The sequence below is a fragment of the Gammaproteobacteria bacterium CG11_big_fil_rev_8_21_14_0_20_46_22 genome (assembly GCA_002796245.1).
Lineage (GTDB): Bacteria > Pseudomonadota > Gammaproteobacteria > UBA12402 > UBA12402 > 1-14-0-20-46-22.
The window spans coordinates 61,549-86,136 of the sequence record PCWT01000064.1; the positions used below are offsets into that span (position 1 = coordinate 61,549).

26 protein-coding genes and 1 pseudogene are annotated in these 24,588 nt (G+C 47.9%); 18 read left to right on the forward strand and 9 right to left on the reverse strand.

The window, feature by feature from the left end; translation table 11 throughout:
- Positions 1–55: 55 nt before the first annotated feature.
- The 6 genes from COV52_09055 (at position 56) to glnA (ending at position 6,143) form a co-directional block, all read left to right on the forward strand.
- Complete coding sequence (locus COV52_09055; GenBank protein ID PIR10425.1) at positions 56–724, forward strand: hypothetical protein; 669 nt, start codon at positions 56–58, stop codon at positions 722–724.
- Complete coding sequence (bamB, locus tag COV52_09060) at positions 724–1,878, forward strand: outer membrane protein assembly factor BamB (GenBank protein PIR10426.1); 1,155 nt, start codon at positions 724–726, stop codon at positions 1,876–1,878. The genes COV52_09055 and bamB overlap by 1 nt, the downstream gene beginning before the upstream one ends.
- Positions 1,879–1,883: 5 nt before the next feature.
- Positions 1,884–3,206 (forward strand): ribosome biogenesis GTPase Der, encoded by a 1,323-nt coding sequence (gene der, locus COV52_09065; GenBank protein ID PIR10427.1) that lies wholly within the window; start codon positions 1,884–1,886, stop codon positions 3,204–3,206.
- A gap of 97 nt (positions 3,207–3,303) precedes the next feature.
- Positions 3,304–3,492 carry a hypothetical protein gene (locus COV52_09070; protein ID PIR10428.1) on the forward strand — a complete coding sequence of 63 codons (189 nt, stop codon included), beginning with the start codon at positions 3,304–3,306 and terminating at the stop codon, positions 3,490–3,492.
- A gap of 55 nt (positions 3,493–3,547) precedes the next feature.
- The gene (locus COV52_09075) at positions 3,548–4,675 is read left to right on the forward strand and encodes a hypothetical protein (GenBank protein PIR10429.1); all 1,128 of its coding nucleotides are present in this window, start codon (positions 3,548–3,550) and stop codon (positions 4,673–4,675) included.
- Positions 4,676–4,736: 61 nt separating this feature from the next.
- Positions 4,737–6,143: a type I glutamate--ammonia ligase gene (gene glnA, locus COV52_09080; protein PIR10430.1), complete on the forward strand. Its 1,407-nt coding sequence runs from the start codon at positions 4,737–4,739 to the stop codon at positions 6,141–6,143.
- Positions 6,144–6,289: 146 nt separating this feature from the next.
- Here glnA and COV52_09085 read toward each other — a convergent pair whose 3' ends face one another.
- The 3 genes from COV52_09085 to COV52_09095 are packed head-to-tail and all read right to left on the reverse strand — an operon-like array spanning position 6,290 to position 8,165.
- Positions 6,290–6,748: a tRNA (uridine(34)/cytosine(34)/5-carboxymethylaminomethyluridine(34)-2'-O)-methyltransferase TrmL gene (locus COV52_09085; GenBank protein PIR10431.1), complete on the reverse strand. Its 459-nt coding sequence runs from the start codon at positions 6,746–6,748 to the stop codon at positions 6,290–6,292.
- Positions 6,749–7,639: a hypothetical protein gene (locus COV52_09090; GenBank protein ID PIR10432.1), complete on the reverse strand. Its 891-nt coding sequence runs from the start codon at positions 7,637–7,639 to the stop codon at positions 6,749–6,751.
- A gap of 34 nt (positions 7,640–7,673) precedes the next feature.
- A complete protein-coding gene (locus COV52_09095) occupies positions 7,674–8,165 on the reverse strand; it encodes a peptidylprolyl isomerase (protein PIR10433.1) in 492 nt (163 codons plus the stop codon).
- 74 nt (positions 8,166–8,239) lie between these two features.
- Here COV52_09095 and xth point away from each other — a divergent pair, with 74 nt between their 5' ends.
- From xth to COV52_09135, 8 genes are all read left to right on the forward strand, one after another.
- Complete coding sequence (xth, locus tag COV52_09100; protein PIR10434.1) at positions 8,240–9,010, forward strand: exodeoxyribonuclease III; 771 nt, start codon at positions 8,240–8,242, stop codon at positions 9,008–9,010.
- Positions 9,011–9,055: 45 nt separating this feature from the next.
- The gene (locus COV52_09105) at positions 9,056–9,289 is read left to right on the forward strand and encodes a 50S ribosomal protein L31 (protein ID PIR10435.1); all 234 of its coding nucleotides are present in this window, start codon (positions 9,056–9,058) and stop codon (positions 9,287–9,289) included.
- A gap of 99 nt (positions 9,290–9,388) precedes the next feature.
- Positions 9,389–10,684, forward strand: coding sequence for an MFS transporter (locus COV52_09110; GenBank protein ID PIR10436.1), 1,296 nt, complete (start codon positions 9,389–9,391; stop codon positions 10,682–10,684).
- A 133-nt stretch (positions 10,685–10,817) separates the two neighbouring features.
- A complete protein-coding gene (locus tag COV52_09115; protein ID PIR10437.1) occupies positions 10,818–11,051 on the forward strand; it encodes an RNA chaperone Hfq in 234 nt (77 codons plus the stop codon).
- Between the two features lie 19 nt (positions 11,052–11,070).
- Positions 11,071–12,327, forward strand: a complete 1,257-nt coding sequence (locus COV52_09120) for a GTPase HflX (protein PIR10438.1) — start codon at positions 11,071–11,073, stop codon at positions 12,325–12,327.
- Between the two features lie 27 nt (positions 12,328–12,354).
- Positions 12,355–13,644, forward strand: a complete 1,290-nt coding sequence (locus COV52_09125; GenBank protein PIR10439.1) for an adenylosuccinate synthase — start codon at positions 12,355–12,357, stop codon at positions 13,642–13,644.
- A gap of 2 nt (positions 13,645–13,646) precedes the next feature.
- The gene (locus COV52_09130) at positions 13,647–15,698 is read left to right on the forward strand and encodes an ATP-dependent DNA helicase RecG (GenBank protein ID PIR10440.1); all 2,052 of its coding nucleotides are present in this window, start codon (positions 13,647–13,649) and stop codon (positions 15,696–15,698) included.
- A 194-nt stretch (positions 15,699–15,892) separates the two neighbouring features.
- On the forward strand, positions 15,893–16,087 hold the full coding sequence (locus COV52_09135) for a hypothetical protein (protein PIR10441.1): 195 nt from the start codon (positions 15,893–15,895) through the stop codon (positions 16,085–16,087).
- 169 nt (positions 16,088–16,256) lie between these two features.
- On the opposite strand, the gene COV52_09140 is transcribed toward COV52_09135, so the two are convergent.
- Together COV52_09140 and COV52_09145 are read right to left on the reverse strand one after the other, a co-directional pair.
- Positions 16,257–17,081, reverse strand: a complete 825-nt coding sequence (locus tag COV52_09140; GenBank protein PIR10442.1) for a hypothetical protein — start codon at positions 17,079–17,081, stop codon at positions 16,257–16,259.
- Between the two features lie 65 nt (positions 17,082–17,146).
- Positions 17,147–17,824, reverse strand: coding sequence for an acid phosphatase (locus COV52_09145; protein ID PIR10443.1), 678 nt, complete (start codon positions 17,822–17,824; stop codon positions 17,147–17,149).
- Between the two features lie 4 nt (positions 17,825–17,828).
- Between COV52_09145 and COV52_09150 the strand changes: the two genes are divergently transcribed.
- From COV52_09150 to lptG, 3 genes are all read left to right on the forward strand, one after another.
- A complete protein-coding gene (locus COV52_09150; protein ID PIR10444.1) occupies positions 17,829–18,059 on the forward strand; it encodes a hypothetical protein in 231 nt (76 codons plus the stop codon).
- Between the two features lie 80 nt (positions 18,060–18,139).
- Entirely contained in the window at positions 18,140–19,249 is a 1,110-nt protein-coding gene (lptF, locus tag COV52_09155) for an LPS export ABC transporter permease LptF (GenBank protein PIR10445.1), read from the forward strand.
- Complete coding sequence (gene lptG, locus COV52_09160) at positions 19,219–20,316, forward strand: LPS export ABC transporter permease LptG (GenBank protein PIR10446.1); 1,098 nt, start codon at positions 19,219–19,221, stop codon at positions 20,314–20,316. The genes lptF and lptG overlap by 31 nt, the downstream gene beginning before the upstream one ends.
- A gap of 10 nt (positions 20,317–20,326) precedes the next feature.
- Here lptG and COV52_09165 read toward each other — a convergent pair whose 3' ends face one another.
- On the reverse strand, positions 20,327–21,301 hold the full coding sequence (locus COV52_09165; protein PIR10447.1) for an octaprenyl diphosphate synthase: 975 nt from the start codon (positions 21,299–21,301) through the stop codon (positions 20,327–20,329).
- A gap of 228 nt (positions 21,302–21,529) precedes the next feature.
- Complete coding sequence (locus tag COV52_09170; protein PIR10448.1) at positions 21,530–22,084, reverse strand: hypothetical protein; 555 nt, start codon at positions 22,082–22,084, stop codon at positions 21,530–21,532.
- 176 nt (positions 22,085–22,260) lie between these two features.
- Here COV52_09170 and COV52_09175 point away from each other — a divergent pair.
- Positions 22,261–22,407, forward strand: a pseudogene (locus COV52_09175) (IS200/IS605 family transposase).
- A 124-nt stretch (positions 22,408–22,531) separates the two neighbouring features.
- On the opposite strand, the gene COV52_09180 reads toward COV52_09175, so the two are convergent.
- Both COV52_09180 and COV52_09185 read right to left on the reverse strand, forming a co-directional pair.
- Complete coding sequence (locus tag COV52_09180) at positions 22,532–22,750, reverse strand: hypothetical protein (GenBank protein ID PIR10449.1); 219 nt, start codon at positions 22,748–22,750, stop codon at positions 22,532–22,534.
- A gap of 38 nt (positions 22,751–22,788) precedes the next feature.
- The gene (locus COV52_09185) at positions 22,789–24,285 is read right to left on the reverse strand and encodes a hypothetical protein (GenBank protein ID PIR10450.1); all 1,497 of its coding nucleotides are present in this window, start codon (positions 24,283–24,285) and stop codon (positions 22,789–22,791) included.
- Between the last annotated feature and the right edge of the window lie 303 nt (positions 24,286–24,588).

Below are 24,588 nucleotides of genomic sequence, written 5' to 3' on the forward strand. Positions count from 1 at the left end.
TCAAGCCCTTGGTTTGACATAATGCCGGCTTGATTTTTCCTTAAAAGAGCGCGGTATGTCTTATTACACAACGGATGCGGAGCAAAAAGAAAAACTCTTAAAGTGGTGGAAAGAATACGGTTGGGCCACTATTTTAGGGGTTGTTTTGGCCGTTGTTATTGTTGTGGGTTGGCAGGTCTATCGTCGGCATCAGCTTCACCAGGCTCAGCAGGCTTCATTGGTTTATGCTACCATGATGAGCAGCAGCTATGCGCATGATCTTTCCTCGGCCAAGTCGGCTGCAAACGCTTTAAGCACGCAGTATTCAGGCACGTCCTATGCGGATATGGCCCATTTGTGGCTCGCTGCTCAGGCGGCCAACGCTAAGCACTATCAGCAAGCCTTAAGCGAGCTTAAACAGGTTTCGGAGCATGGCCATATGAAGGCTTTGCGACAAATCGCGGTGTTGCGTGAAGCCTCAATCCAGCTTCAACTTAAACAACCAAGCCTCGCGCTCAAGGCTTTAGACACTGTCTATGATAAAGGCTTTATTGCGCGCGTGAATGAGTACAAAGGTGATGCGTATTGGCAGATGAATCAGCCAGAGAAAGCCAGGGCGCATTATCAGCAGGCGGTTGCGCAATACCAAAAAGCCGGTGTGCCAGCGCCAGCGGTGGCAATGAAGCTTGCCGGTGTGCCCAATATTACGCCGCATCACCTAAACACTACGGGGTCTAACGCTTAATGAACATTTTAATTCGTCTTGCTGTTATCGTTTTCGGTGTGACCTTGTTGTCTGCCTGCAGTTCTGATGCGGATAATGCAATGGCGCCTTCGCCGTTGCAGTCCTACACGCCGAGCGTTCAAGCTGTGACAGCCTGGAAGACTGGTGTCGGTAATGGCAATGGCGGTTATTATTTTCGCATGCGCCCTGCGGTACGCCATGGCGTGTTGTTTGTCGCTAGTCGCAATGGTGATGTGAGTGCAGTCAATGCAAAAACAGGTCGCACTTTGTGGAATGAAAACATTGGCGCGAATATCACCAGTGGTGTGGGTGTTGGTGGTGGTAATGTGTATGTGGGCACAGATAACGCGCGTATTGTGGCGCTTTCAGCACAAGACGGGCATTTGGTTTGGCATGCGCCTGTGACCAGCGAAGTCTGGGCTGCGCCTGAATATGCACGAGGTATTGTGCTTGCGCACACCATCACGGGTAACTTAAGCGCTTTTTCGGCTAGCACGGGCCATCTGATCTGGCGCTATGACGAAGCGGTTCCTAGTATGACTTTGCATGCAGCCAGTCAGCCAGAAGTGGCGGGCAATACGGTTGTGGCCGGTTTCTCTGATGGTCATTTGGTCGTGTTGAATTTGCAAACAGGCAATATGCTTTGGCAGCAGCAAGTGGCTTTGCCACGAGGCAATAATGTGATTGATCGCATGGTGGATATCACCGTCGACCCGGTCGTGGTCAATGGTGTGGCTTATGTGGCAACGTATCAAGGTCGTGTGGCGGCCTATGATTTGGATAAAGGCCAACTAATTTGGTCGCATAAAATTTCATCGTATGCCGGTATTACCGCAGATCGCCATCAAGTCTATGTGACCGATGCCGATGGTCGTGTGTGGTGCTTTGATGAAGCCACTGGGGCGGTGGCATGGCGCCAAACCGCCTTAAAAGGCCGACAGCTTACAGGTCCGGCGTTAATCGGTCAAAGTGTTGCCGTGGCTGATCGTTATGGTTTTGTGCATTTTCTTTCGCGCTCTAGCGGCAAGCTTCAGGGGCGTGCGCCGATCAGTGCTGATGCTATTGCGCAGCCCGTGGCCGATAACAGCCAATTGTTTGTGCTAGGTACAAACGGCACGGTCTGGTCTTTTGTGTTGAGACCCTTTAAGGCTTAAATCCTATGTTGCCACTCATTGCTATTGTCGGTCGTCCTAACGTCGGTAAGTCCACGCTGTTTAACCACATGACACGCTCGCGTGATGCTTTGGTTGTCGACCAGCCGGGGGTGACGCGCGATCGTCACTACGGTGAGGCGCGTTTCGAAGGCAAGCGCTTTTTGCTGGTTGACACCGGCGGTATCGGTGAAACACCTGAAGGCGAAATTGATGAATTAATGCTGGCGCAGTCTTGGCTTGCAGTGCAAGAGGCCGATGTGGTGTTGTTTATGGTCGATGGTCGCGCCGGTGTTGTTGCGGCTGACGAAGAGATTGCGCGCAAGCTTCGTGAGTTGAATAAGCCGATGCATTTGGTGGTGAATAAAACTGACGGTATCGACGAAAACGTTGCGGCTTCGGACTTTTATGCCCTAGGTATTGGTGAGCCCTTGGCTATTGCTGCTAGTCATAACCGTGGTGTGCGTGGCCTTTTAGAGATGATCACGCAGAATTTTGAACAAGCTAGTGATGAGCCAGAAGAAACTGATGGTCGAATCCGTATGGCGATTATTGGTAAGCCTAATGTCGGCAAGTCGACCTTGGTTAATCGTATGTTGGGTGAGGAACGGGTGATTGTGTGTGATATGCCAGGCACCACGCGCGACAGCATTGAAATTGATTTTGAGCGTCAAGGCGAAGAGTACACCTTGATCGACACAGCCGGCGTGCGTCGACGCGGTCGCATCAAAGACACGGTTGAGAAATTTTCTGTTGTGAAAACCTTGCAAGCGATCGAGTCTGCCAATGTGGTGGTGTTTGTGTTTGACGCACAGGATGGCTTGTCTGAGCAGGATGAGCGCTTGTTAGGCTTTGTGCTTGAGACCGGCAAAGCGTTGGTGCTTGCGGTGAATAAGTGGGACGGCATGGAAAGTGATGAGCGTGATCGCATCAAATCTGAAATGCTGCGTCGTTTAGAATTTGTAGACTTTGCCCGCAAACACTTTATCTCGGCATTGCATGGCTCAGGTGTCGGCAATCTTTTTGAGTCGGTGCAGGAAGCCTATCGCTCGGCCATGCGTCAAATCACTACGGCTAAGGCCACGGAAATATTGCAAGACGCCATCGTGCAACATCAGCCACCGTTATCTAAAGGGCGACGCATTAAAATTCGTTACGCACATTTGGGCGGAAAAAATCCTCCTATCTTGGTCTTGCACGGTACACAGCTTGACGCGCTGCCTAACACTTACCAACGCTACTTGATTAATTTCTACCGTAAGCGTTTGCACCTGGTTGGTACACCCATCAAGCTTCAGTTGAAGTCTGCAAAAAACCCTTACGTTAAGTAGAGAGATTTATTCTCGATCATGGCCTTGTTTCTGCTTCACGCCTGAAAAAAGCTTTGATAGAATCCAGACTTTAATGACCGATATGAGGGGAACAATAATGTTAAATGAATTACAACGCTTAGAAGACAAAATCCTAGCCTTGGTCGACGAACTTGAAAAATTGCGTGGCGAAAACCAACAGCTTCGTGCTGAAAGCGGCGAGCTTAAACAGCAAAATACCAACGAAAGTGAAAAGCTGCGCGGTATCTTGAGTCTACTTGAAGGCGTGGAAACGCAAGGTGCTTAAGCGCTGCTTCTCAAGAGAGTTCTATTTTTGGCAGGTTTCATGTTAGCATGCCTTTATGGGCATGACACGTTACCAACAAGCTAAGCGTATCACCTTATGGGGCATTGTGATCAATGGCTTGTTAAGTGTGATCAAACTCATCGTCGGTTTTTTCGGGCATTCTCAAGCCCTGGTTGCTGACGGTGTGCACTCCCTATCAGATTTATTCACCGACGCCATGGTGCTTTTGGCGACCCGCGCGGCCAATCAAGCGCCGGATGAGGCTCATCCCTATGGTCATGGGCGATTTGAAACGGTGGCGGCTGTCGGGCTTGCCATTGTTTTATTGTTCGTTGGTGTGGGTATTGGTGTTAGCGCCATAAAAAGCATGGTCACGGGCCACGCTTTGCCTAAGCCTGATATGTGGGTGTTAATCGTTGCGCTTATTTCAGTGGTGGCCAATGAATTTTTGTTTCAAATCACACTGCGCGTGGCTAAACGAATTCGCTCGGAATTGTTAAATGCCAATGCCTGGCATAATCGAGGTGATGCCTTGTCATCCTTGGTGGTGCTCATTGGTGCGCTGTTGTCGATTGTGGGATTTCATTGGGGCGATGCGATTGCTGCAGTGATTGTGGCCGCTTTGATTGTTAAAATGGCGCTCGGGATGGTGTGGCGCAGTCTTCGTGAACTTGTGGATACGGGTATCGACGATGAGCTTCGCGAGAAGATTTATCAAGCGGTTTTAAAGGTTAGCGGTGTGGCGGCTGTGCATCAGTTGAGAAGCCGCTTGCTAGCTGGCGAGGTTTATTTGGATTTACACGTGCAAGTTGCACCCCTGATTAGCGTGTCGGAAGGGCATTTTATTAGCGAAGAAGTGATGCGTATGCTGCGTGCGAAATTTGATCACGTCAAAGATATCACGGTGCATATTGACCCAGAGGATGATAACGTCGCGCTTGCGACCAATGCAAGAATGCCTGATCGCAAGGTCGTTGAAGCCGTGTTGCATCAAGCTGACTCGAAGGCTTTTGCTCAAGTCTCGTACAGTGTGTTGCATTATTGGCATGGCGAGCTGTTTGTGGTGTGTATTTTAAAGCCGGATGCTGTTGTGGTTAATGAGAGCAGAGCCCGCTTTGAGGCGGCGCTGGCTAAATGTTACACACCTGTAAAAGTGGCTTTTTTATCAGAATCACGTCTTTAAAATCCCCTTGCATTTGGCTTTGGGCTTGCTACAGTATGCCTTTCCACTCAAGGGCAATTCCATGATCAAAACTTTACTTTCCATGATTAAAGAGCATGAAGCTAAATACTTGGAGCTTCGTTTTTGTGATACTGTCGGTGTTGAGCACTTTTTATCAGTGCCAACCAACACTGTCGATGAAAACTTTATGGAGAATGTGAAGTTATTCGATGGTTCGTCTATTCGTGGTTGGCAAACCATCGATAAGTCCGACATGATGTTGCGCCCGGATTTAAGCACCGTCTTTTTAGACCCGTTCGCTAAACTGGCCACATTGGCTGTGCGCTGCGATGTGTTTGATCCTTATGCGAATAAGCCGTATCTGCGCGATCCACGTTCTATTGCGAAACGCGCTGAAGCGTATTTGAAACAAACCGGTATTGCCGATACGTGCTATGTGGGTCCTGAACCTGAATTTTTCATTTTTGATGATGTGCGCTGGCATGTGGGGATGGCCACAGCATCTTATCAAATCGATAGCGAAGAGGGCGCTTGGAATTCGAATGCTGAATACTCTTATGGCAATATGGGGCATCGTCCAGGTGTGAAAGGCGGTTATTTCCCTGTACCGCCGGTCGATTCTTCGCGCGACTTCCGCGCTGAAGTCTCAGAAGTAATGCAGCATTTTGGTATCACGATTGAATCACACCACCACGAAGTGGCCACTGCAAACCAAAACGAAATCACAATGGCATTCGATAGCCTGGTGAAAGAGGCGGATAACTTACAGTTGTTTAAATACGTGGTGCGCAATGTCGCCCATGAGAATGGCAAGTCAGCCACGTTTTTACCTAAGCCGCTCAATGGCGATAACGGCAGCGGTATGCACTGTCACCAATCGTTGGCCAAAGACGGCAAAAATATTTTCGCCGGCAAAGAGTACGATGGCTTGTCAAAAGAAGCCTTGTATTACATGGGCGGGATCATTAAACATGCTCGTGCTTTAAATGCTTTCACGAATCCAACGACCAATAGTTACCGCCGTTTGATCGCCGGTTACGAGGCCCCAGTGGTATTGGCGTACTCGTCGGCAAACCGTTCTGCAGCGATTCGTATTCCGCGCGTGCATTCTGATAAAGCACGTCGTATCGAAGTCCGTTTCCCAGACCCTATGGCGAACCCTTACTTGGCGTTTTCTGCTTTGTTGATGGCAGGCTTAGATGGCATTAAAAACAAAATTCACCCAGGCGAAGCACAAGATGAAGATTTGTTTGCTTTAAGCAGTGAAGAGTTGAGCCAATGCCCGACAGTGTGTCGCTCGCTCGAGGAAGCCTTGGATGAATTGAATGCAGACCGTGAATTTTTGCTAGCGGGTGATGTGTTTACCAATGACATGATCGATGCCTACATCGCATTGAAACGCGAAGAAGTGGATCGTGTGCGCATGGTGCCGAGTCCGCAAGAGTTTGCTGAGTACTATAGCCAGTAAAGCACTCCAGATAGCTGCATTTATGACTCGCTGCCCAAAGCTTATGCTGGGGCAGCCTGTTCGCGCTCGCCTATTCCTTCGTCCAAGGCAGGCGCGTGAGTGAGCACCCTCTGGCGTTGTTTTAACGCCCATCTGGGTTATCTTTGCTAGCTTCCGCAAAATTCCAATTGCCGCCAGGCTTCGTAAAGCACCAAGGCGGCGCAGTTTGAGAGGTTTAAGCTGCGCGTGCAAGATTGCATAGGGATGCGCAAGTTGGCTGTAGGCTGTATCGCTGCGATCATTTCATCGCTTAAGCCAGGGCCCTCTGATCCGAAAATAAACGTGTCACTCTCTTGAAAATGCACTTCGCTGTAGACCGTGTCGCCGTTGGTTTCGACAGTGAACAAACGTCCAGGTGGTTTTTTTAAAAACGCGTCTAAATTATCGTGGTGTTGCACGCGCGCAAATTCGTGGTAGTCAAGCCCTGCGCGCCGCAGTTGTTTGTCGCTAAATTCAAACGCTGCAGGATGAATAATGTGAAGATTTGCTCCGCTGTTGGCGCATAGGCGAATGATATTGCCTGTGTTGGGCGGTATTTCAGGCTGGACTAAGGCGATGTTAAACATTTAATTGTATAAATAGTACGGATTGTGGTACTGCAATGTTTGTTTGATCGTGTTCGGGTTGTCCAGTTCTGTGTTGCGCTTAATCAAGTACGCTTCATGTTGCAAATAAGCATCGCGTTGGAAAACGTAAGGGTCGATGGCCGCGCTGTCGTACACATCTTGAAAGCCTAAAAGCTGCACGCGCTCGTCCAGCAAGTCCCAAGCATAGAGACCTAAGCTTGCATACCAGGGGGTGATGTAGCCGTAGATCGTCATATAGCGAATGTTAATGGCGCCACCAATCATGCTTCTGACCGTACCGGGTCCGAACACGGGTAGTACAAAATATGCCGAATCAGACCAGCCCCATTTAGCCAGCGTTAGGCCGAAGTCTTCTTCGTTTTGCATGAGGCCAATATCGTGAGCCGGATCGTACAAGCCTGCGATACCCACGGTTGAGTTTACCGCAAAGCGCCAGCCGTCTGATGAGGCTTGGTAAAAGTTGCCTTGCAGTACATCGTTGATCACTGCTGGGATATTGCGCAGATTCTCAAAGGCGTTGTGGATCATGTGGTTTAAAGGCTTTGGCATCACGCGGTCATAAAACGTAGCCACCGGTTTGGCGACGTATTTATCGAGCTTGGTATTAAAGCGCGTCATTGAGCGATTGTACTGAATGTAAGGGTCGTTGACTTCGTGGGTTTGTTCTAGTGAATCATTATGCACAGTCACAGCCTCGGGTAGGTTGAAACCACCGGCGTAAGGATCCGCGGCGGCCGCTTCTACTGCGGCGTCACTGGTGTGTGCGGTTGACGTGGTGACTGCGGTTGTTGCAGGCGCTGGCGTCGCAGGGGTGTTTGCAAAAGCTGATAGGCTTAAACTTGTTAGAAAAATCAATCCAATGCGACGCATGTGTTCAGTCCCTTTAAAATGTCAAAACAGTCTACTATTCAACGTAGGCTTTTTCAATAATCACGTCTTCAACGGGTACGTCGTCATGACCACGACGTGAAGTGGTGCTGACACCTTTGATGATGTCAACCACGTCCATGCCATCGGTTACGCGACCGAATACGCAGTAACCCCAGCCGTGCATGTCTTTGCTTTTGTGGTTCAAAAAGTCGTTGTCTTTGACGTTGATAAAAAACTGTGCCGAGGCAGAGTGCGGGTCCATGGTGCGTGCCATGGCGAGTGTGCCGCGCAAGTTTTTGCCGCCTTTGTCGGCTTCATTTTCAATCAGTGATTTTGTGGATTTCTGTTCCATGCCAGGCTCAAAGCCGCCGCCTTGCACCATGAAGCCATCAATCACTCGATGGAAAATCGTGCCATTGTAAAAACCGTCTTTGACATACTCTTCAAAGTTTTTAGCAGTGACGGGTGTGTTCTCGTGGTCGAGTTCGATTTTAAGGGTGCCTTTGTTGGTTTCGAAAATGATCATGGCTTGCTCCTGGTCGTTGGCCTGTTTAGAATGCGAAGCAGTGTAACAGCTCTTACGAGTTCTAGGAAGATTGAATGAAAATCGCGAGTTGGAATGTGAACTCTCTCAATGTTCGCCTGCCGCAGGTGTTGGATTGGTTAAAAGCCCATCAGCCGGATGTTTTGTGTCTACAAGAAACAAAAATAATTGATGAAAAATTTCCTCGTGAGGCGATTGAGGCGGCGGGCTATCACGTCTCGTTCACGGGCCAGAAAACCTACAATGGTGTGGCGACGCTGTCAAAACTGCCCGTGGATATGCTCGTGTTTGATTTACCGGATTTTGACGATGAGCAAAAGCGTTTTTTGGCCTGTACCATCGACGGCGTGCATGTGGTTAATGTGTATGTGCCCAATGGCAGTGAAGTGGGCTCGGATAAATATGATTACAAGCTAGCCTGGCTGCGTGGGCTTAAAGCCTATTTAACTAAAGCGCTTGAGCAGCATGATCGAGTTGTGGTTCTGGGGGATTTCAATATCGCCCCCTACGATAACGATGTGTATGATCCTAAGAAGTGGCGTGATGTGGTCTTGGTGAGTGCGCCGGAGCGTGAGGCTTTGTACGCTTTATTTGACCTGGGTTTTCACGATAGCTTTCGGCTTTTTGATCAGCCGGATGAGCGTTACAGTTGGTGGGATTATCGCACGCGCGCTTTCTCGGGTAATCGCGGCTTAAGAATTGACCTAATATTGGTCAGCGAGGCTTTGAAGTCGGCTTGTTCGGAGGCTTTTATTGATATTGAGCCGCGCCATCATGAGCGCCCCTCGGATCATGCGCCTGTTGTTTTAAGGCTTGACTCAAAATAAGCTTTTGGGTATGATCACGCCCATATTGAGAGAGGTATAACAACGATGCGTGAAAATATTCATCCAAAATACGAATCTATCAACGTTGCTTGCAGTTGTGGCAACACGTTTGAAACACGCTCTACTTGCGGTAAAGATGAGCTTCAAGTTGAAATCTGCTCTCAGTGTCACCCCTTCTACACAGGCAAGCAAAAAATTATTGATACAGCCGGTCGAGTTGATCGTTTCAATAAGAAATTTGCGGGCCTTGCTAAACGTAAAACCAAAACTGCTGAATAAGCTGTTTTGCGCGCTGTCTAATCACGTAATGTATCAGGAAGTCATGGATCGACCTCGATTTTACATGGCCCTTTGGGCTTGTTAACAGGAGTCACACGCATGAATCGATATTCAAACTCAAGTACCTCTCGCTCGCGAGTCTATACCTGGCCTAAATACTACGGCTGGTTTGTCGTCGCTTTGGCCGCGTGTTTTTATTGTTACGAATACTTTCTGCGGATTTCGCCGAGTGTGATGTCTGATCAATTGCGCCAGGCATTTCACTTGGATGGCGCAGGCTTTGGTAATCTTGCCGATTTCTACTATTACATTTATACGCCATTGCAGTTTTTTGTCGGCATTTTGATGGACCGCTTTGGTCCCAGAAAGCTTTTGTCGCTGGCGTGCCTTTCTTGTGCCTTGGGTGCTTTTTTGTTTTCAGCGAGCCATGTGTTTGCTCTGGCCGCTTTGGGTCGTTTCTTGATTGGTTTTGGCTCGGCCTTTGCCTTTGTGGGCGCATTAAAAATCGCCACTATTTGGTTGCCTAAGAATCGTTTTGCAATGGTGTCTGGTGGTATCACAGCACTTGGCATGGTGGGTGCAATGATTGGTGATGTCGGTTTAACGGCGCTCGTGGCTCATCAAGGCTGGCGTGGTACGATGGTCGATGCGGCAGTTGCGGGTCTCTGCTTGGCAGTGGTGTTATTCATTTTTATTCATGATAAAGGTGATGAGCACAAGCGTAGTATGACGGAGAAGATGGAAGCGACCTTTCCGTATTTGTTGCGCGGTCTTCTGCATGCCTTAAGAAAGCCTAGGATGTGGCTCTATGGCATTATTGGTACCACTTTGTATATGTCGTTGACAGTCTTTGCTGAGCTATGGTCTATCCCTTATTATCATGTGGTTGAACGTATCAGCCCAATTCATGCGGCTTCGCTTAACACCGCCGTGTTTTTAGGTTGGGCGGTCGGCGGCCCAATTTTGGGTTTCCTTTCTGATCGTATTCGTTCCCGTCAAAAGGTTTTGCTGATCAGCTCTGTTTTTGCTTTTTTTGTCAGCGTCTATTTGTTCGTGTTTCACCCGTATCTTAGTTATACGGCGATGTACACCACGTTGTTTATTTTTGGCTTGTCGACCAGCGCTCAGGTCTTGGTATTTGCGGCCGGTAAAGAGCTTAATAGCGAGAAAATGGCCGGTACCTCTATCGCCTTGATTAATGGTTTTGTGATGATCGGTGGCTTGGTCTTCCAGCCCTTGATTGGCTGGATTTTGGACCTGGAGTGGCACGGCAAAATGGCCCATGGCCTGCGTGTTTTCAGCGCCCATGACTACGAGCATGCTATGTTGGTGATACCTGTCTGCATGCTGATTTCAGTGGCATGCTGCTTATTTTTGAAGCGCGACCGAATATAAGCGCTTTTTTCACCTAAAAGCCTTCAAAGACAGTGGTTTTATTTCAGGGTTTTGTGTTACCATTTTCCTCCACGCGGTGCAAAGGGGCCGCGTTTTAGCAATCATAAGATAAAAGCGTAAAGGAGTAAGAATAATGAATAAAGGGGGTGGTGCTTCCATTCAAGATCCATTCTTGAATGCGTTGCGCAAAGAAGGCGTTGGCGTTGCCATTTACTTGGTTAACGGTATCAAATTACAAGGACAAGTAGAGTCTTTTGACCAATACGTGGTTTTCTTGAAAAACAATGTGACTCAAATGGTTTACAAGCACGCGATTTCCACGATTGTGCCGTCGCAAAATGTGTATGTACCTGAGCATGTTGAATAAACCAAAAGGTTTTTAGCGATTGTTCGATCGTCCAGATGCAGGTGAGCGAGTTCTGATTGTTCACCTGCAATTATCCCACGCCGTTTCCGGCGATTTATCAGAGTGTAAAATTTTAGCCGAATCAGCTGGCGCTACCGTTTTAGGTGAAATTACCGGTCGGCGTGATCGTCCTGACCCCAAGTTTTTTATCGGTTCAGGCAAGGTGAAGGAAATTGCAGAAGTGATCGAGGCGCAAAATATTGACCTTGTGATTTTTGATCATCCTCTAAGCCCTGCGCAAGAGCGCAACTTGGAGCGTGAGCTTAAATGCCGTGTCTTGGATCGCGCGGGTTTGATTCTGGATATTTTTGCTCAGCGTGCACGCACCCATGAGGGTAAGCTGCAAGTTGAGTTGGCGCAGCTGCAGCATTTGTCCACACGCTTGGTACGAGGTTGGACGCATCTTGAGCGCCAAAAGGGCGGGATTGGTTTGCGTGGCCCCGGTGAAACCCAGCTTGAAACCGATCGTCGCTTGCTGCGTGATCGAATTAAAATGATCCAGCGAAAGCTTGAGAAGGTCAGAATGCAGCGTGCGCAAAGTCGTCGCCTGCGCGAGCGAGCGGCTACACCTACGGTGGCGTTTGTGGGCTACACCAATGCCGGTAAATCCACTTTGTTTAATCGACTCACGGCATCGGATGTTTATGCGGCAGACCAGCTCTTTGCAACCTTAGACCCAACGCTTAGGCGCTTGAAGTTGCCGCATTTGGGCGAGGTGGTCTTAGCTGACACGGTGGGCTTTATTCGCCACTTACCCCATGACTTGGTGGAGGCCTTCAAGGCAACCTTAGAAGAGGCAGCCAGTGCTGATCTCTTGGTTCATGTGGTTGACAGCGCGCGCGCAGACTTTTACGACATGGTGGACACGGTGCATGACGTGCTCAAGCAAATAGGTGCTGATCAAGTGCCCGAGTTGATGGTCATGAATAAAATTGATTTGACGGGTGAGGGCGTGCACGCCGTTCGAAACCATGCGGGTGATCTGGATAAGGTTTGGTTGTCTGCTGTGACGGGTGAAGGTATTGATTTGTTGAAGCGCACGATGGCAGAGCGTTTGTCGGCGCACATTATTCACGCCTGCCTTCGCTTGCAGCCGAGTGAAGCGGCCATTCGTGCTAAATTGTTTGAGTTCGGTGCCGTTCAAAGTGAGACGATTGCAGCCAATGGCGACAGCCTTTTGGAGCTGCGCCTTAACAGTGAACAGTGGCGGCTTGTGTTTGCAGGGCTAAGTCGATAAAATCCGATTTTAAGCGATGGGACGTTTATGATTAAAAATGTTGTTGTTTTAGGTAGCCAGTGGGGCGATGAGGGTAAAGGCAAGGTTGTTGACCTTTTAACGCGTGATGTGTCTGCGGTTGTTCGCTTCCAGGGTGGGCATAATGCCGGCCATACCTTAGTGATCAACGGTGAAACGACCAAGCTCCGCTTGATTCCATCAGGCATTTTGCACGAAAACGTACGTTGCTTTATTGGCAACGGCGTGGTGTTATCCTTGGCGGCGCTCAAAGAAGAAGTGGGCGAGCTTGAGGCGCGCGGTGTTGATGTGATGTCACGATTAAATATCAGTCGTGCCTGTCCTTTAATTTTGCCCTACCACATTGCGTTGGATCAGGCGCGCGAGGCAGCCAAAGGTAAGGCGGCGATCGGCACAACCGGCCGTGGTATCGGCCCTGCTTACGAAGACAAAGTGGCTCGCCGCAGTATTCGATTTGTTGATCTGTTCGATGAAAAAACATTTGCTGAAAAGCTTAAAGAAAATATGCGTTTTCATAATTTCGTGTTGGAAAACTATTATCAAGTCGCGCCATTGCATTATGAAACCGTATTGGAAGAAAGCTTGGCGTTGGCTGAAAAATTTAGGCCTTTGGTGTGTGACGTCACCACAGAGCTGCATAAACTACGATCTGAAAATAAAGCAATTTTGTTTGAAGGTGCGCAGGGCACATTTCTAGATATCGATCATGGTACCTATCCTTTTGTGACCTCATCCAATACCACGGCCGGTGCGGCTTCTACGGGCACAGGTTTTGGTCCGTGTTATATCGATTACGTTTTGGGCATTGTGAAAGCTTACACCACGCGTGTGGGTGGCGGTCCGTTTCCAACCGAGCTTGAAGATGAAGTTGGTCGGCACCTCGGCAAAAAAGGTCATGAGTTTGGCACGGTCACAGGGCGTTCGCGTCGCTGCGGTTGGTTTGATGCCGTCATGGTTCGTCGCGCGATCGAGCTTAATAGTATTACAGGTTTGGGTATCATGAAGCTTGATGTGCTCGATGGTCTCGAGGAGATCAAGCTCTGTGTGGCGTACCGCTACGAAGGCGAAACCTTGCTTACACCACCAGGTGATGCCGAAATGTTGTCACGTTGTGAGCCTGTCTATGAAACGATGCCCGGTTGGCAAGAAGAAACGCGTGGCATTACGCAATACAGTGATCTGCCTGTGAACGCAAAAGCTTATCTGGATCGCTTGAGTGAGCTACTCGAAACGCGTATTGATATTGTGTCTACTGGCCCTGGTCGTGAAGAGACAATTATCATCAATAAACTTGTGTAGGCATGTCCGGGCGTTTGTGGCAACAACCCCTCCGGCAGTTTAAGGGGGTTGGCGATGCACTAGCCAAGCGTTTCGCCCAGCACGGTTTGCACACTTACTGGGATTTATTATTAGAGCTTCCCCTGCGCTACCAAGATCGCACGCGAGTCAGTGCAATTTCACGCTTGCAAGACCAAAACTTCGCGCTTGTTAGGGGCAAAGTCACCCATGCGGAAGTTTCAGGGTTTCGTAAAAAAATGTTCTTGGTGTATATTGCTGACGCATCCGGTCAAATGCTATTACGTTTTTTTCGTTTCTACCCAAGTCAGGTTCAACAATTTCAAGTGGGCTCTTATGTGCAGTGTGTGGGTGATGTTAAGCGTGTGGGCTTTCAGTTTGAGATGATTCATCCGGAGTATCAGTTTTTTGATCCAGATGCTCCGCCTGAATTATTCAAGTCATTAACGCCGCTCTATTCTTCGCATAAAGGCGTTCCCGCGAATCTGCTGCGTCAGTTAATTGAAAGCGTTGTTTTGTCGCTTCCTGAGTCTGATGAGTTGCCTGAAACGTTTAGGTCAGCTTATGGGTTAGGTGATCTTTATGATTTGTTCAGGCAAGCCCATAAGCCATTAGTCGGTATTGATAAAGCTTCATGTGATCGTTTACGTTATCGTTTGGCCTTTGAAGAGCTTCTGGCACATCAGCTAACCTTAAACAGTTGGCGTGCTGAGTATCAAGCTTTTCCGGCTAAAGCTTATGCGCCTGATGAGTCCATGCAAAAAGCTTTTTTGTCGCAATTAGCGTTTAGTTTAACGGCTGCACAGCAGCGTGTGCTTACTGAAATACACGGTGATTTGCTGCGTGAGTGTGCGATGATGCGTTTGGTCCAAGGTGATGTGGGCTCGGGTAAAACCGTGGTCGCAGCTCTCAGCGCATTGCCGGTATTGGCGGCAGGTGATCAGGTTGCGCTCATGGCGCCCACTGAGATTCTTGCTGAGCAGCATGTGCAAAAGTTTCAAGTGTGGTTTGAGGCATTGGGTTATCGCGTGGCTTTCTTAGCCTCTAAGCTCACGGCTAAACATAAGCGTGAGCAGCTTGCCGCGATTGAATTGGGTGAGGTTGATTGGGTGATAGGTACGCATGCTTTATTTCAAGATTCAGTTGCCTTCAAATCTTTGGGCTTGGTGATTATCGATGAGCAACATCGCTTTGGCGTTCATCAGCGTTTGTTGTTGCGGGATAAGGGTGCGCGCGAGGGGCGGGTGCCTCACCAGCTTATTATGACGGCCACACCGATACCGCGCACATTGGCGATGTGCGCCTACGCGGACTTGGATCAATCGATTATTGATGAGCTGCCACCTGGGCGAAAGCCGATTAAAACCGTGGTGCTGGATGAGCAAAAGCGTGATGAGCTTGTTGTGCGTATTCGCTCGATTGTTGAAAGAGGGCGGCAGGTGTACTGGGTGTGTACATTGATCGAAGCTTCTGAAGTCTTGGAGTGTCAGGCAGCACAAGATCGCTTTGTGGCTTTGTCTGAAAGCTTGCCGGATTTGCGATTGGCTTTGTTGCATGGCCGTATGAAGCCTGCTGAGAAAGCGAATATCATGGCTGATTTTGTGCGCGGCGAGGTTGATGTTTTGGTGGCAACCAGTGTGATTGAGGTGGGTGTGGATGTCCCGAATGCCTGCTTGATGATCATTGAAAATGCTGAGCGCTTAGGGCTTTCTCAGCTTCACCAGCTTCGTGGTCGTATTGGTCGAGGTGCGCACGAGAGTTTTTGCGTGCTTTTGTATAAAGCGCCATTGGGGAAAATCGCGAAGTCGCGTTTGCGCGTCATGCGTGAAACACAGGATGGTTTTAAGGTCGCTGAAGAAGATTTAAAACTTCGTGGACCAGGTGAAATGCTAGGCACTCGCCAGGCGGGTGAGGTGGGTTTCCGTTTTGCCGACATTGAAACGCATGAGGATTTGCTTTCTGATATGCCATTGATTGCCAGCCGTTTAGACAGTGACTCGGCTGCTTTATTGCTTGATCGCTGGCAAAGCGATAAAGCGAAATATGCTTCAGTTTAGAGTATGATATCTTCCTCAAAAAAACGCTTCTGATTTTTTCGATAACATTCTGTATTTGATTGTTGAGCTTAAGCCAGTAAGCTAAATTTATATTCTTCTTTCTAAGCAAAGGTCATGCGAATGACAAGCAGCAAGTGTTCAACACCATCGTTGCGAGTTTACAAAATGAGGAGAGTCTTGTGGGTAGAATGACAATGGCGCAAGAGTGGCGCTACGAAGGTCGGCAAGAAGGTCGGCAAGAAGGTCTGAAAGTCGCAAGTCGTAATGCTGCTTTTAACTTGTTCATGATGGGTGTGGATGATGTGTTTATCGCTCAAGCACTCGATTTGAGCATGAGAGAAGTGACCAGGCTTCGTGTTCAGTATCAGAAAAAATCCCACTCGGGCTAGTAGGCAACGTCCCTAAGGTCGTCGCTGGCCTGCAAAACAAGCAAAATCGGTGAAAATACCTGAGGCTTTTCGTTAAGTAGGTTCAATATTCGCCTCGAACCTTCAGGTATTTTTCCTCGATTATCTTATTTTTCGCTCCTGCCGAGACTTTAGGGACGCAGCCTAGATCTCATGAGGGTTTTTTTGCGGCGACCATCACGAACTCTTTGTCGGAATAATTTTTCAACCAGCGGTGCACAAATTCGTATGCAAAGTACCGGCTCTCGTTGATTTCAAAGCCAGCTTTTTTCAGTAGATGTTCCAGGGCTTCTTGTTTAAAGATTTGCATATAGTCAGGTGAGTGTTGATTCCAGGCTTGCTCACTCACTTCATGCGGATTGAATTCGCAAGGGAAGGTTTTGCCTTGTTTCACATTTTCATCGTATAGCGCATCAAAACGCTGATAGGTATTAAAATAGGGCGTGTATGCGCACACCCAAAGCGTGCCGCCGGGCGCTAGCCAATCAAAACATTTTTTGAAGCCTTCTGTAATCTCATCGGGCTTTAAGTAGTTGATCACATTCGCCATGAGGATGCCGGATAGACTATCTGCTGGGAATGATAGTTGATTGGGAAAGCGCTGTGTGGTCGTGCGAAGGCGTGAGTGCCATTCTTCTGGAATTGCCTCGCGCAAGTAGTCCAGATGCTCTTTATCAATGTCGCAAGCGGTGATTCGGGCTCTGTCGCTTAGAAGGGCTGCGCGTGTCGCTGCACCGTAGGCACAGCCAATGTCTAGCAGTGGTTTTTTGGCGGTTTTGGCAAGCTGGATAAATTGCCGCTCAGCGGGGCCAAAGTCGGTAAACATGACACCCATGCGATTTTGGGTTTTGATCATGCCTTTGTACCACTCCAGCGGCCAGGCAGGAGAGTGCTGATAATTAAGGTCAATGTCGACTTCTTTCTCGGGAAAGAGTTGGTCAAATGCGTTGGCAAGAAATTGTTTAATGCTCATCATGGCCTGCCTTCATCCTGAAACTATCACTATGCCAGGAAACAGGCAGCCAGACAATATTCAACCACTCAAGGGATGCTGTAAAAAGGGTCGGGGAGTTTGTAACCTCGGTCTGCATAGCCGCCTAGGCTATCGCTGTATTGATCGCCCATCGACAAGACGATGTCAAAGCCCTGCTCTTCGATGAGCTTGCGTGCGTGTGCTTTGTAAGGAATGGCGGAGGGTTGATGATAGCTCATTGGTTTGAAGTAAATACCTTGCCAGTGATGATAGCCGGCGTCTTTTAAATTCAAGACGGTGGGTTTGCGTAAATTACTTCGTCGTCCAGTGATGAAAAATACAGCCACGCCGTGATTGATGGCAAAATCATAGAGTTTACGCACAGGTTTGAGTGCTGGATCATTGGCTTGGCAAATATGTTGACTGAATGGTTTAGATGCAAAGCCAAAACTATCGCTTTTCATGTAGGGGTAATTGGATAGTGTGGTTTCATCGATATCAAAAACAATCGCGAGCTTTTTGGGGTGTTTAAGCTGCTGATTGCTGCGAATGCGCGCCTCTAAGTACTTCATGGCTTTATTGCTGGCTTGGGTTAGTTGTTGATTGTAGCAGCCTGATGAAACGTAGTGTTCCACTTGTTTTTTTGCTGCCACTAGCGAGGTGGTGTGGCTGCGTTCGGTGATAATTGGATAAGCAAAGCTAGTGAGTGCTGCGGATAAAGTGATGAGTGAGAGTATTGCGCGCATTGTAATGCCCCTGACTTTTTATGCTGCGCATAGTCTAGGGGATCGCCTCGCACTATTCAAATCCTGGCTATCGTTTTTGGTTTTGAAGCGCGTTAGGATCGTTTTGAAAACGCGCTGTTTCTGGTGCTTGGGTGGATTGTTGCATGAGTTGAGCGATACGTTGCCAGGTTTTTTGCCCGAGGAGGTTTTCTTGGAAGAATATCATGTTGTCGATTATTTTTTTCGCAGATTGTAAGATATTTCTTACATCAAGGCAAGCATTTTAGCGGCCTGGCAATTGTGATACCATGTCGCAAAATTTAAGGCTTGCCAACCTTGTACACGATTGCCCGTTATCTCACAAAAGAAGTCACCATCACGATGCTGTCTGTGACCTTGATTCTTTTGTTTATTTTTATGTGTAACAACATCGTTCGTTATCTTGGGTTTATTGCCAACGGAAAGTACGCCGTTTGGGTGTTAATTCATTTAATCCTGCTCGAAATTCCAGTGACCCTGGGGCTTTTGCTGCCCTTGGGTTTGTATATCGGTATTTTGTTGGCGTATGGGCGTTTATTTGTCGATTCTGAAATGACCGTATTGTTTGCCTGTGGTTTTGGTCGCAAGCAGCTTTTCTGGGTCAATATGGGCTGTGCTGGCATCATCTTTTTCATTTCTTTGTTTTTTTCCTGCTGGTTGCAGCCCGCCTTGAATCTTCGTATGCACCAGGTTTTAGCAGAAGCTAAGGCTGGCAGCATCATCGATACCATCATGCCGGGTCGCTTTCGCGTGGTGAACTCAGGTGATACTCAACATGTTTATTATGTTAAGAAAGTCTCACGTGGTCATAAACACGTAGAAGCGATTTTCAGTGCGGAACGAAAATTGGATAACCCGATGGCGCCTTGGCAGGTGATCGTGGCTAAGCGCGGTAAGGATGTGTATTTTCCTGCTTCACAAAGCGATTACTTCCAAATGTCGGAGGGAGCCGTGTATAAGGGCTTGCCGGGTCAACAGAATTTCCAGGTTTTACGCTTTGATACCTACGGTGTGCGGGTGGATCAAGACCCGCTCAAGGGCTTTACCATTGACCCGCAGCTAATGCCGATGCGCCAGCTCATTCCTGTGGCCATGAAAGATCATAGCGCGATGTCAGAATTGCAGTGGCGAATTTCCGTGCCCATTGCTGTCTTGTTGCTCGCGTTTGTCGGTTTACCTTTAAGTCGCATTCGCCCACGTCAAGGTCGTTATGCTAAGTTTTTGCCCGCGATTTTGATTTTTATTGTGTACTTTAATTTATTGATATTGGCGCGCGGTTGGCTATCGTCGGGTGCTGTGCCGGCCTATCTTGGTCTTTGGTGGGTTCATGTAGCTATGTTGTTGTTTGGTTTATTGCTGTATCGCTCTGATGGTTCATGGCGGATTTGGCAGCGGGCGGGCGTGTGATGAAGATCTTAGATCGCTATTTAATGGGTACATTACTTCGCTTTACCTTAATGGTTCTGGTGATTGTGGCTGCGGTGGATGCCTTTATTTATTTGATTGGCGAGTTTGGCAGTATTGGGCAAGGTGATTATGGTATCGGCCATGCTTTTGTTTACGTCTTGTCAGTATTGCCTGGCCAGCTCTATGGTCTTTTTCCGATGATTGGTTTGTTAGGTGCACTAATAGGCTTGGGCTTGTTGGCGCAAAACTCTGAGCTTGTGGTGATGCGCGCAGCAGGCATGCAGTTAACGCGCATGATGCGTATGGTCTTTCGTTTAGCGATAGTGCTTATCGTGGTTGTCACCTGTATAGGCGAACTTTTTGCGCCACGCTTAACCGCTTACGCAGAGCAAATGAAGCTCATGGCCACTAGTGGTGGGCAAGCAGCTAAAACGCGCTATGGCTTATGGTTAAAGGACGCTGAGCGCTTTATTTTTGTGGGCGCTGTGTTGCCCAATGGTCATGTGCGCAATGTCACGGTCTACAGTTTTGCCCCAGATCAAACGCTAAAAAAAGCATTGCATGCAAAGCAAGCGGTAAAAATTGCCGATGATGAGTGGCGCTTACAAGATGTGACTGAAAGCCAGCTGCAAGGCGAGACTGTGCGCTCTCAATCTGTGCCGAATATGGATGTGACATTAAGGATGAGTACAAAGTCGGCTAATGATGCTGGTGGGTTTGCGTCGCAATTATCGTTACTTGAACTGTATCAAGATATTCGCCAGCAAATTGCCGTGGGGATGAGTCCCGCGCAGTTCGAGCTAGCCTTCTGGCAGCGACTGGTGCAGCCTTTCTCAAGCCTGGTGATGATTTTATTGGCTGTGCCGTTTATCTTTGGGCCATTGCGCAGTGTGACGATGGGTTTGCGAATTGTGACGGGTGCTGCGGTGGGGCTGGCTTTTTATTTGTTGAATCAATTTTTTGGCCCGTTTTGTTTAGTCTACCAAGTCCCGGCGTTTCTGGGTGCGGCATTGCCCACGGTATTGTTTGCTTTTTTGGGTTTGATGCTAATGCGCCGTGTTAAATAGGGGCTGCCCTTTACTGTTGGCGTTCGATCACAAAGTTTGCCAAAGCTTCTAAGGCTGTTTTTGACGCTGAGTCTGGCAAGGTGTTGAGTTGATCCATGCCAATATGAATCGTCTGTGCTGCAAGCTCTTTGCAATAGGTCAATGCTTGGGTTTCGTTGAGAATTTTTTGAATTTGAGCCAGGTCGGCTTGTTCCGGGTTTTTGATGGCTTGCGCAATTGTGGTGCGAAAATGGTTCGCGCCTTGTTGCATGACGTAAATGAGGGGCAGGGTGGGCTTGCCTTCTTGAAGATCGTCGCCGAGGTTTTTCCCTGTCAATTCTGGGTCACCTTCGTAGTCTAGAGCGTCATCGAGCATTTGAAATGCGGCGCCCAGGTTTTGTCCGTAGGTGCGCATGGCTTCTTGGGTTTCAAGGCTTGCGTCTGCAAGAATCGGGCCGGAGATGGCGGCGATCTCAAACAGTACGCCGGTTTTACGTTTAACGATATCAATGTAGGTGGCTTCTTGTGTCGCAGGGTCATGGCAGTGCATGAGTTGCAAGACTTCACCTTCGACAATGTCACTGCTGCCTTTGGCGATAATTTCAGTGAAGCGGTGGTGTTTTAAGCTTGCGATCAACTGAAAGGCGCGCGAATAGAGCAGGTCGCCGACCAGTACGCTGGCTTCATTGCCAAAGCTTGCGTTGGCCGTAGGGCGGCCTCGGCGTTGTTTCGATTCGTCAATGACATCGTCATGCAGCAGAGTTGCTGTGTGTAGCAGTTCAATGATGGCGGCTACAGTGATGGCTTTTTGATCAAGCACGCCGCAGGCTTTGGCCGATAAGAGCACGAGCATGGGGCGAACTTGCTTGCCAGGACTTTGGATAATGTGGTCGGCGATGGCCTTGGCCAGCGGGATATCAGAAGCAATGCTTTCTTTAATCAAGATATTAGCTTGGTCTAGCTCGGAAGACACAAGCCCGCGTATGGCCTCTAGGGTGCTCGTCATGGCAATCTCTAGTTTGAAAGTTTAGGGCATACTAGGGGCGCGAGGATGGCTTGTCAACCTAATGAAACGCCCCACATCGCGCGATGACGTGGTTGTGCAGGGATCACGAAAGAGGCGTATTGTTCGTGTTGAGCGGTAGCCCGGATTAGCACGCAGCGCATAATCCGGGAAATACAAGAAGAGCCTTCACGCCAACAAGCCGCAATACTAAATTCCATAAACTGTTCCTTAGTCATAATGCGTCAAAGTCATGGATATAAATTTAAAGTTTCCCCCTTGAACAGGCGGTGACTCTTTTTTCATGTACCAGACTCGTTTGAGCGCTTTAAGCGGTAGGTTTTTCGTGTCATTCTGATTTCCCGATTGATAAAGAATATTTACTGATTTTGTGTTTTTAAAGGATGTATTGCATGGGATTGTAAATCCAACGTAGTTTAGCTTTGGGTTGTCCCCAAGTTTTGAGTCGCTCAGGGAGTAGCGATAGTTTTTTCCACCAGTTTCGTTGAAAAGCAATTCAATGTTTTTAGGGTTTCCATTGAAGTAGCCTTTTGTCATTGAAAAACAAAGCCCGCATTGATTAAAGTCTGGGTACTTCATTTTGTAAATAGAAAATAGGTTTTCTGGGAGTTTGGCTGTATAAACGCCGTATATCTGAAAATCACGCACCATTTTTTGGCTATAAACCGCATAAAATAATTGATTGCTGAAGCCATGAAACACCGGCGCCTTGCAAAATCCAGCAACAGCTATCGCCCCAATCAGAAAAGCACTGTATTTTTTCATGCAAGCAAACCCACTCTTTCGGAGTCAGAGTCAGTTTTGTCATGATGGGGTGATAAATCAAGCGAACTATCCAACAGAATTCTTTAGAATATTTTTCATTAGAAATTTGCTTAAAAATTATGTAATTATTCGTGCGCCAAGACGAAGTCTGGCAAATCTTATGGGTGAAAGTCCCATTACAGAAGGAGAAGCGATTCCAAATTCATCGTTATTACTGGAAAGGCGTTCTCTGGTCTCCCAGTTATTTTGCAGGAAGCTGCGGGGGCGCACCTATTACCGTGATCAGACAATATATTGAACAGCAGCAAACACCAGAAATTTAATTCGCCAAAGGCAAGCGCCTTACATCCTCTCCCTAAAGGAAGAGGTCTTTCGGCGCGTTAGGATAAATATTAATGCGCACGTTTTAGTTTAATTTCTAAACTGAATCCTAGCGCGCTGGCGTATTTACTTAATGTTTTCAATGAAGGGGAGTGTTTCCAGTTCTTTTTTAGGTGTTGTCTGTGCCTTTTTAATAAAGGCGTGTAACATCACAATTTCATGGTTAACTACGGTACAATAAAAAACTCTCGCGATGCCTTCTTCCGCTTTAACTCGAAGTTCAAATAACCCATCTCCCATGGCCTTTGTGTGGGGCATACCCAAGTCAGGACCTACCTGAATCATCCGATCAGCCAAAACCACAAGGCGGGCTTTGCTTAAACTCAGTTGCGCTTGGCAGTAGGGGGCGGAGGCTGGCTGGGCCTGGCGAAGGGGGAGTAAAAGAAGCTGTTAGTATTTTGTAGCCCGCGCTTCACCTCATCAATGAGCGCTTCAAGGCGCTTTATCACACGCTCAATAGAGCAACGCTCTTTTGGAACATAGCAAAGCATTGCATCTAATATAGCCTGAATGTTGCTGCTAAAATCTAGGAATATAGGTACTTGATTAAATTTCGAATGGTAGATTTCGTAGCTTTTGCTGTTTTGATGGCGCCCTTTAACAGATGGAAAAAACGCTTCATAGTTAGCACGGTCCAATCTCCACAACCTCTTCAGTATAAACAGAAAAACTCGAGCCAATCCATAGATATCAACATGGTTAAATTCTTCAGGAGCATCACAATTAAAATCAGGAGCAAGATTAGAGTCAGAGCCAGCAGCGGCTTCCGGTGAAATGCCGACCTTAGGCGTGACGGGGCTTTCAGGGGAAGCTAAAGACTCTATTTCGCCATCAATTGTTCCGGGGGCCACTTCGCCTGCAGCAACATCAAAAAAAAATCTCGAACTAAGGTTGTAACCGGCACTCTGAGTAGTAGTACCATCCCATTCGGGACTAGAAGCGGCACTGGAAGATCTATCAACCCCATCAGTTCTCGCTCGAGTAAGCGACGACCTAGCGGCTTCGCTAACGGGTTCGGGCGATTCAGGGGGATCTCTTGGATCAAGTTTGTGAGTAGAAGAAAAGGAAACAACATCGCCGACAGTATGCTGGCGAGAGAGTTTCTGCTTACACAGGTCGTGAAATCTCGATAGCTCGGGAGGCGAAAAGTTTGGCGAAAAACCTGAACTGGCCAGTTTCCACCATCGAACCATGCTTCCAAAATCAATGAAAACAATCTCACCGTTTGGCAGACAAAATATATTCTGAGGGGCTACATCAGCATGACTGACAGGTACTTCGGCGCCCTTATATTTAGTTCGAACCCTTATCGAGGATACCTGTTTTTCATAAGCCTTCGCTATCTTCAAACACAACTCTAGCAGGTCCACTAGTGTCCACAACGAGCTATCTTGTCCTGCTAAATATTCGCAAAGTGTTATTCCGTTAAATCGCTTCATAACCACTGCGCCATAGCATAAAGAATTATCATATTTATCGCCGTTTTGATCATGTTTTCTGCGCGGAGGGTTTGAAGGAGGAACTCTCTCGATGCGTGGATTGTCCGCCTCAAGATGCTTCACACAAGAAAGTTGAGAAGCCTCCAAGGACTTGCTAGAACGCAACACGTCCATCCCAGTGTTACCACTACCACTAGTTGGGCTAAATTTGACTCCCTCAGTCGGCTTGAAAAATATTTTTATAACTTTGCTTGATGTTGTTTGCCATTGAGGCGGCTGGCCAGTGCATACCAGCAACCTACTTTCCTGAAGTGGATAGACTTCTCCGAAATATCCCCTACCTAGAGAGTTTTTAAAGTTCCACACTCTAAGTCTGAGCATAACCGTTTCGTTCTCTTTCACCTCAACTCGAAGAAGTACCGGCTGTTTAAAAGATAGTTCATTCAGCCAGCGCTCATCAGTGCTGCCTGCCGTTAATATCTGACCGGGAGGTAAATAAAGCCATGAAGCCGGACCACCCCTTTCTTCTGACGATACGTTTTCTATCGGCAGCTTCAGGCCGGTGAAATCTTCTTTAGTAACAACAACTAGATTTAGGAGGCCTACAAGAGCCGGGTGCGATTAAAAGTGTAGGTTTTTGAAAAAAACGTTAGAATCCATGTAATTTTAATATTACAGAAGGAT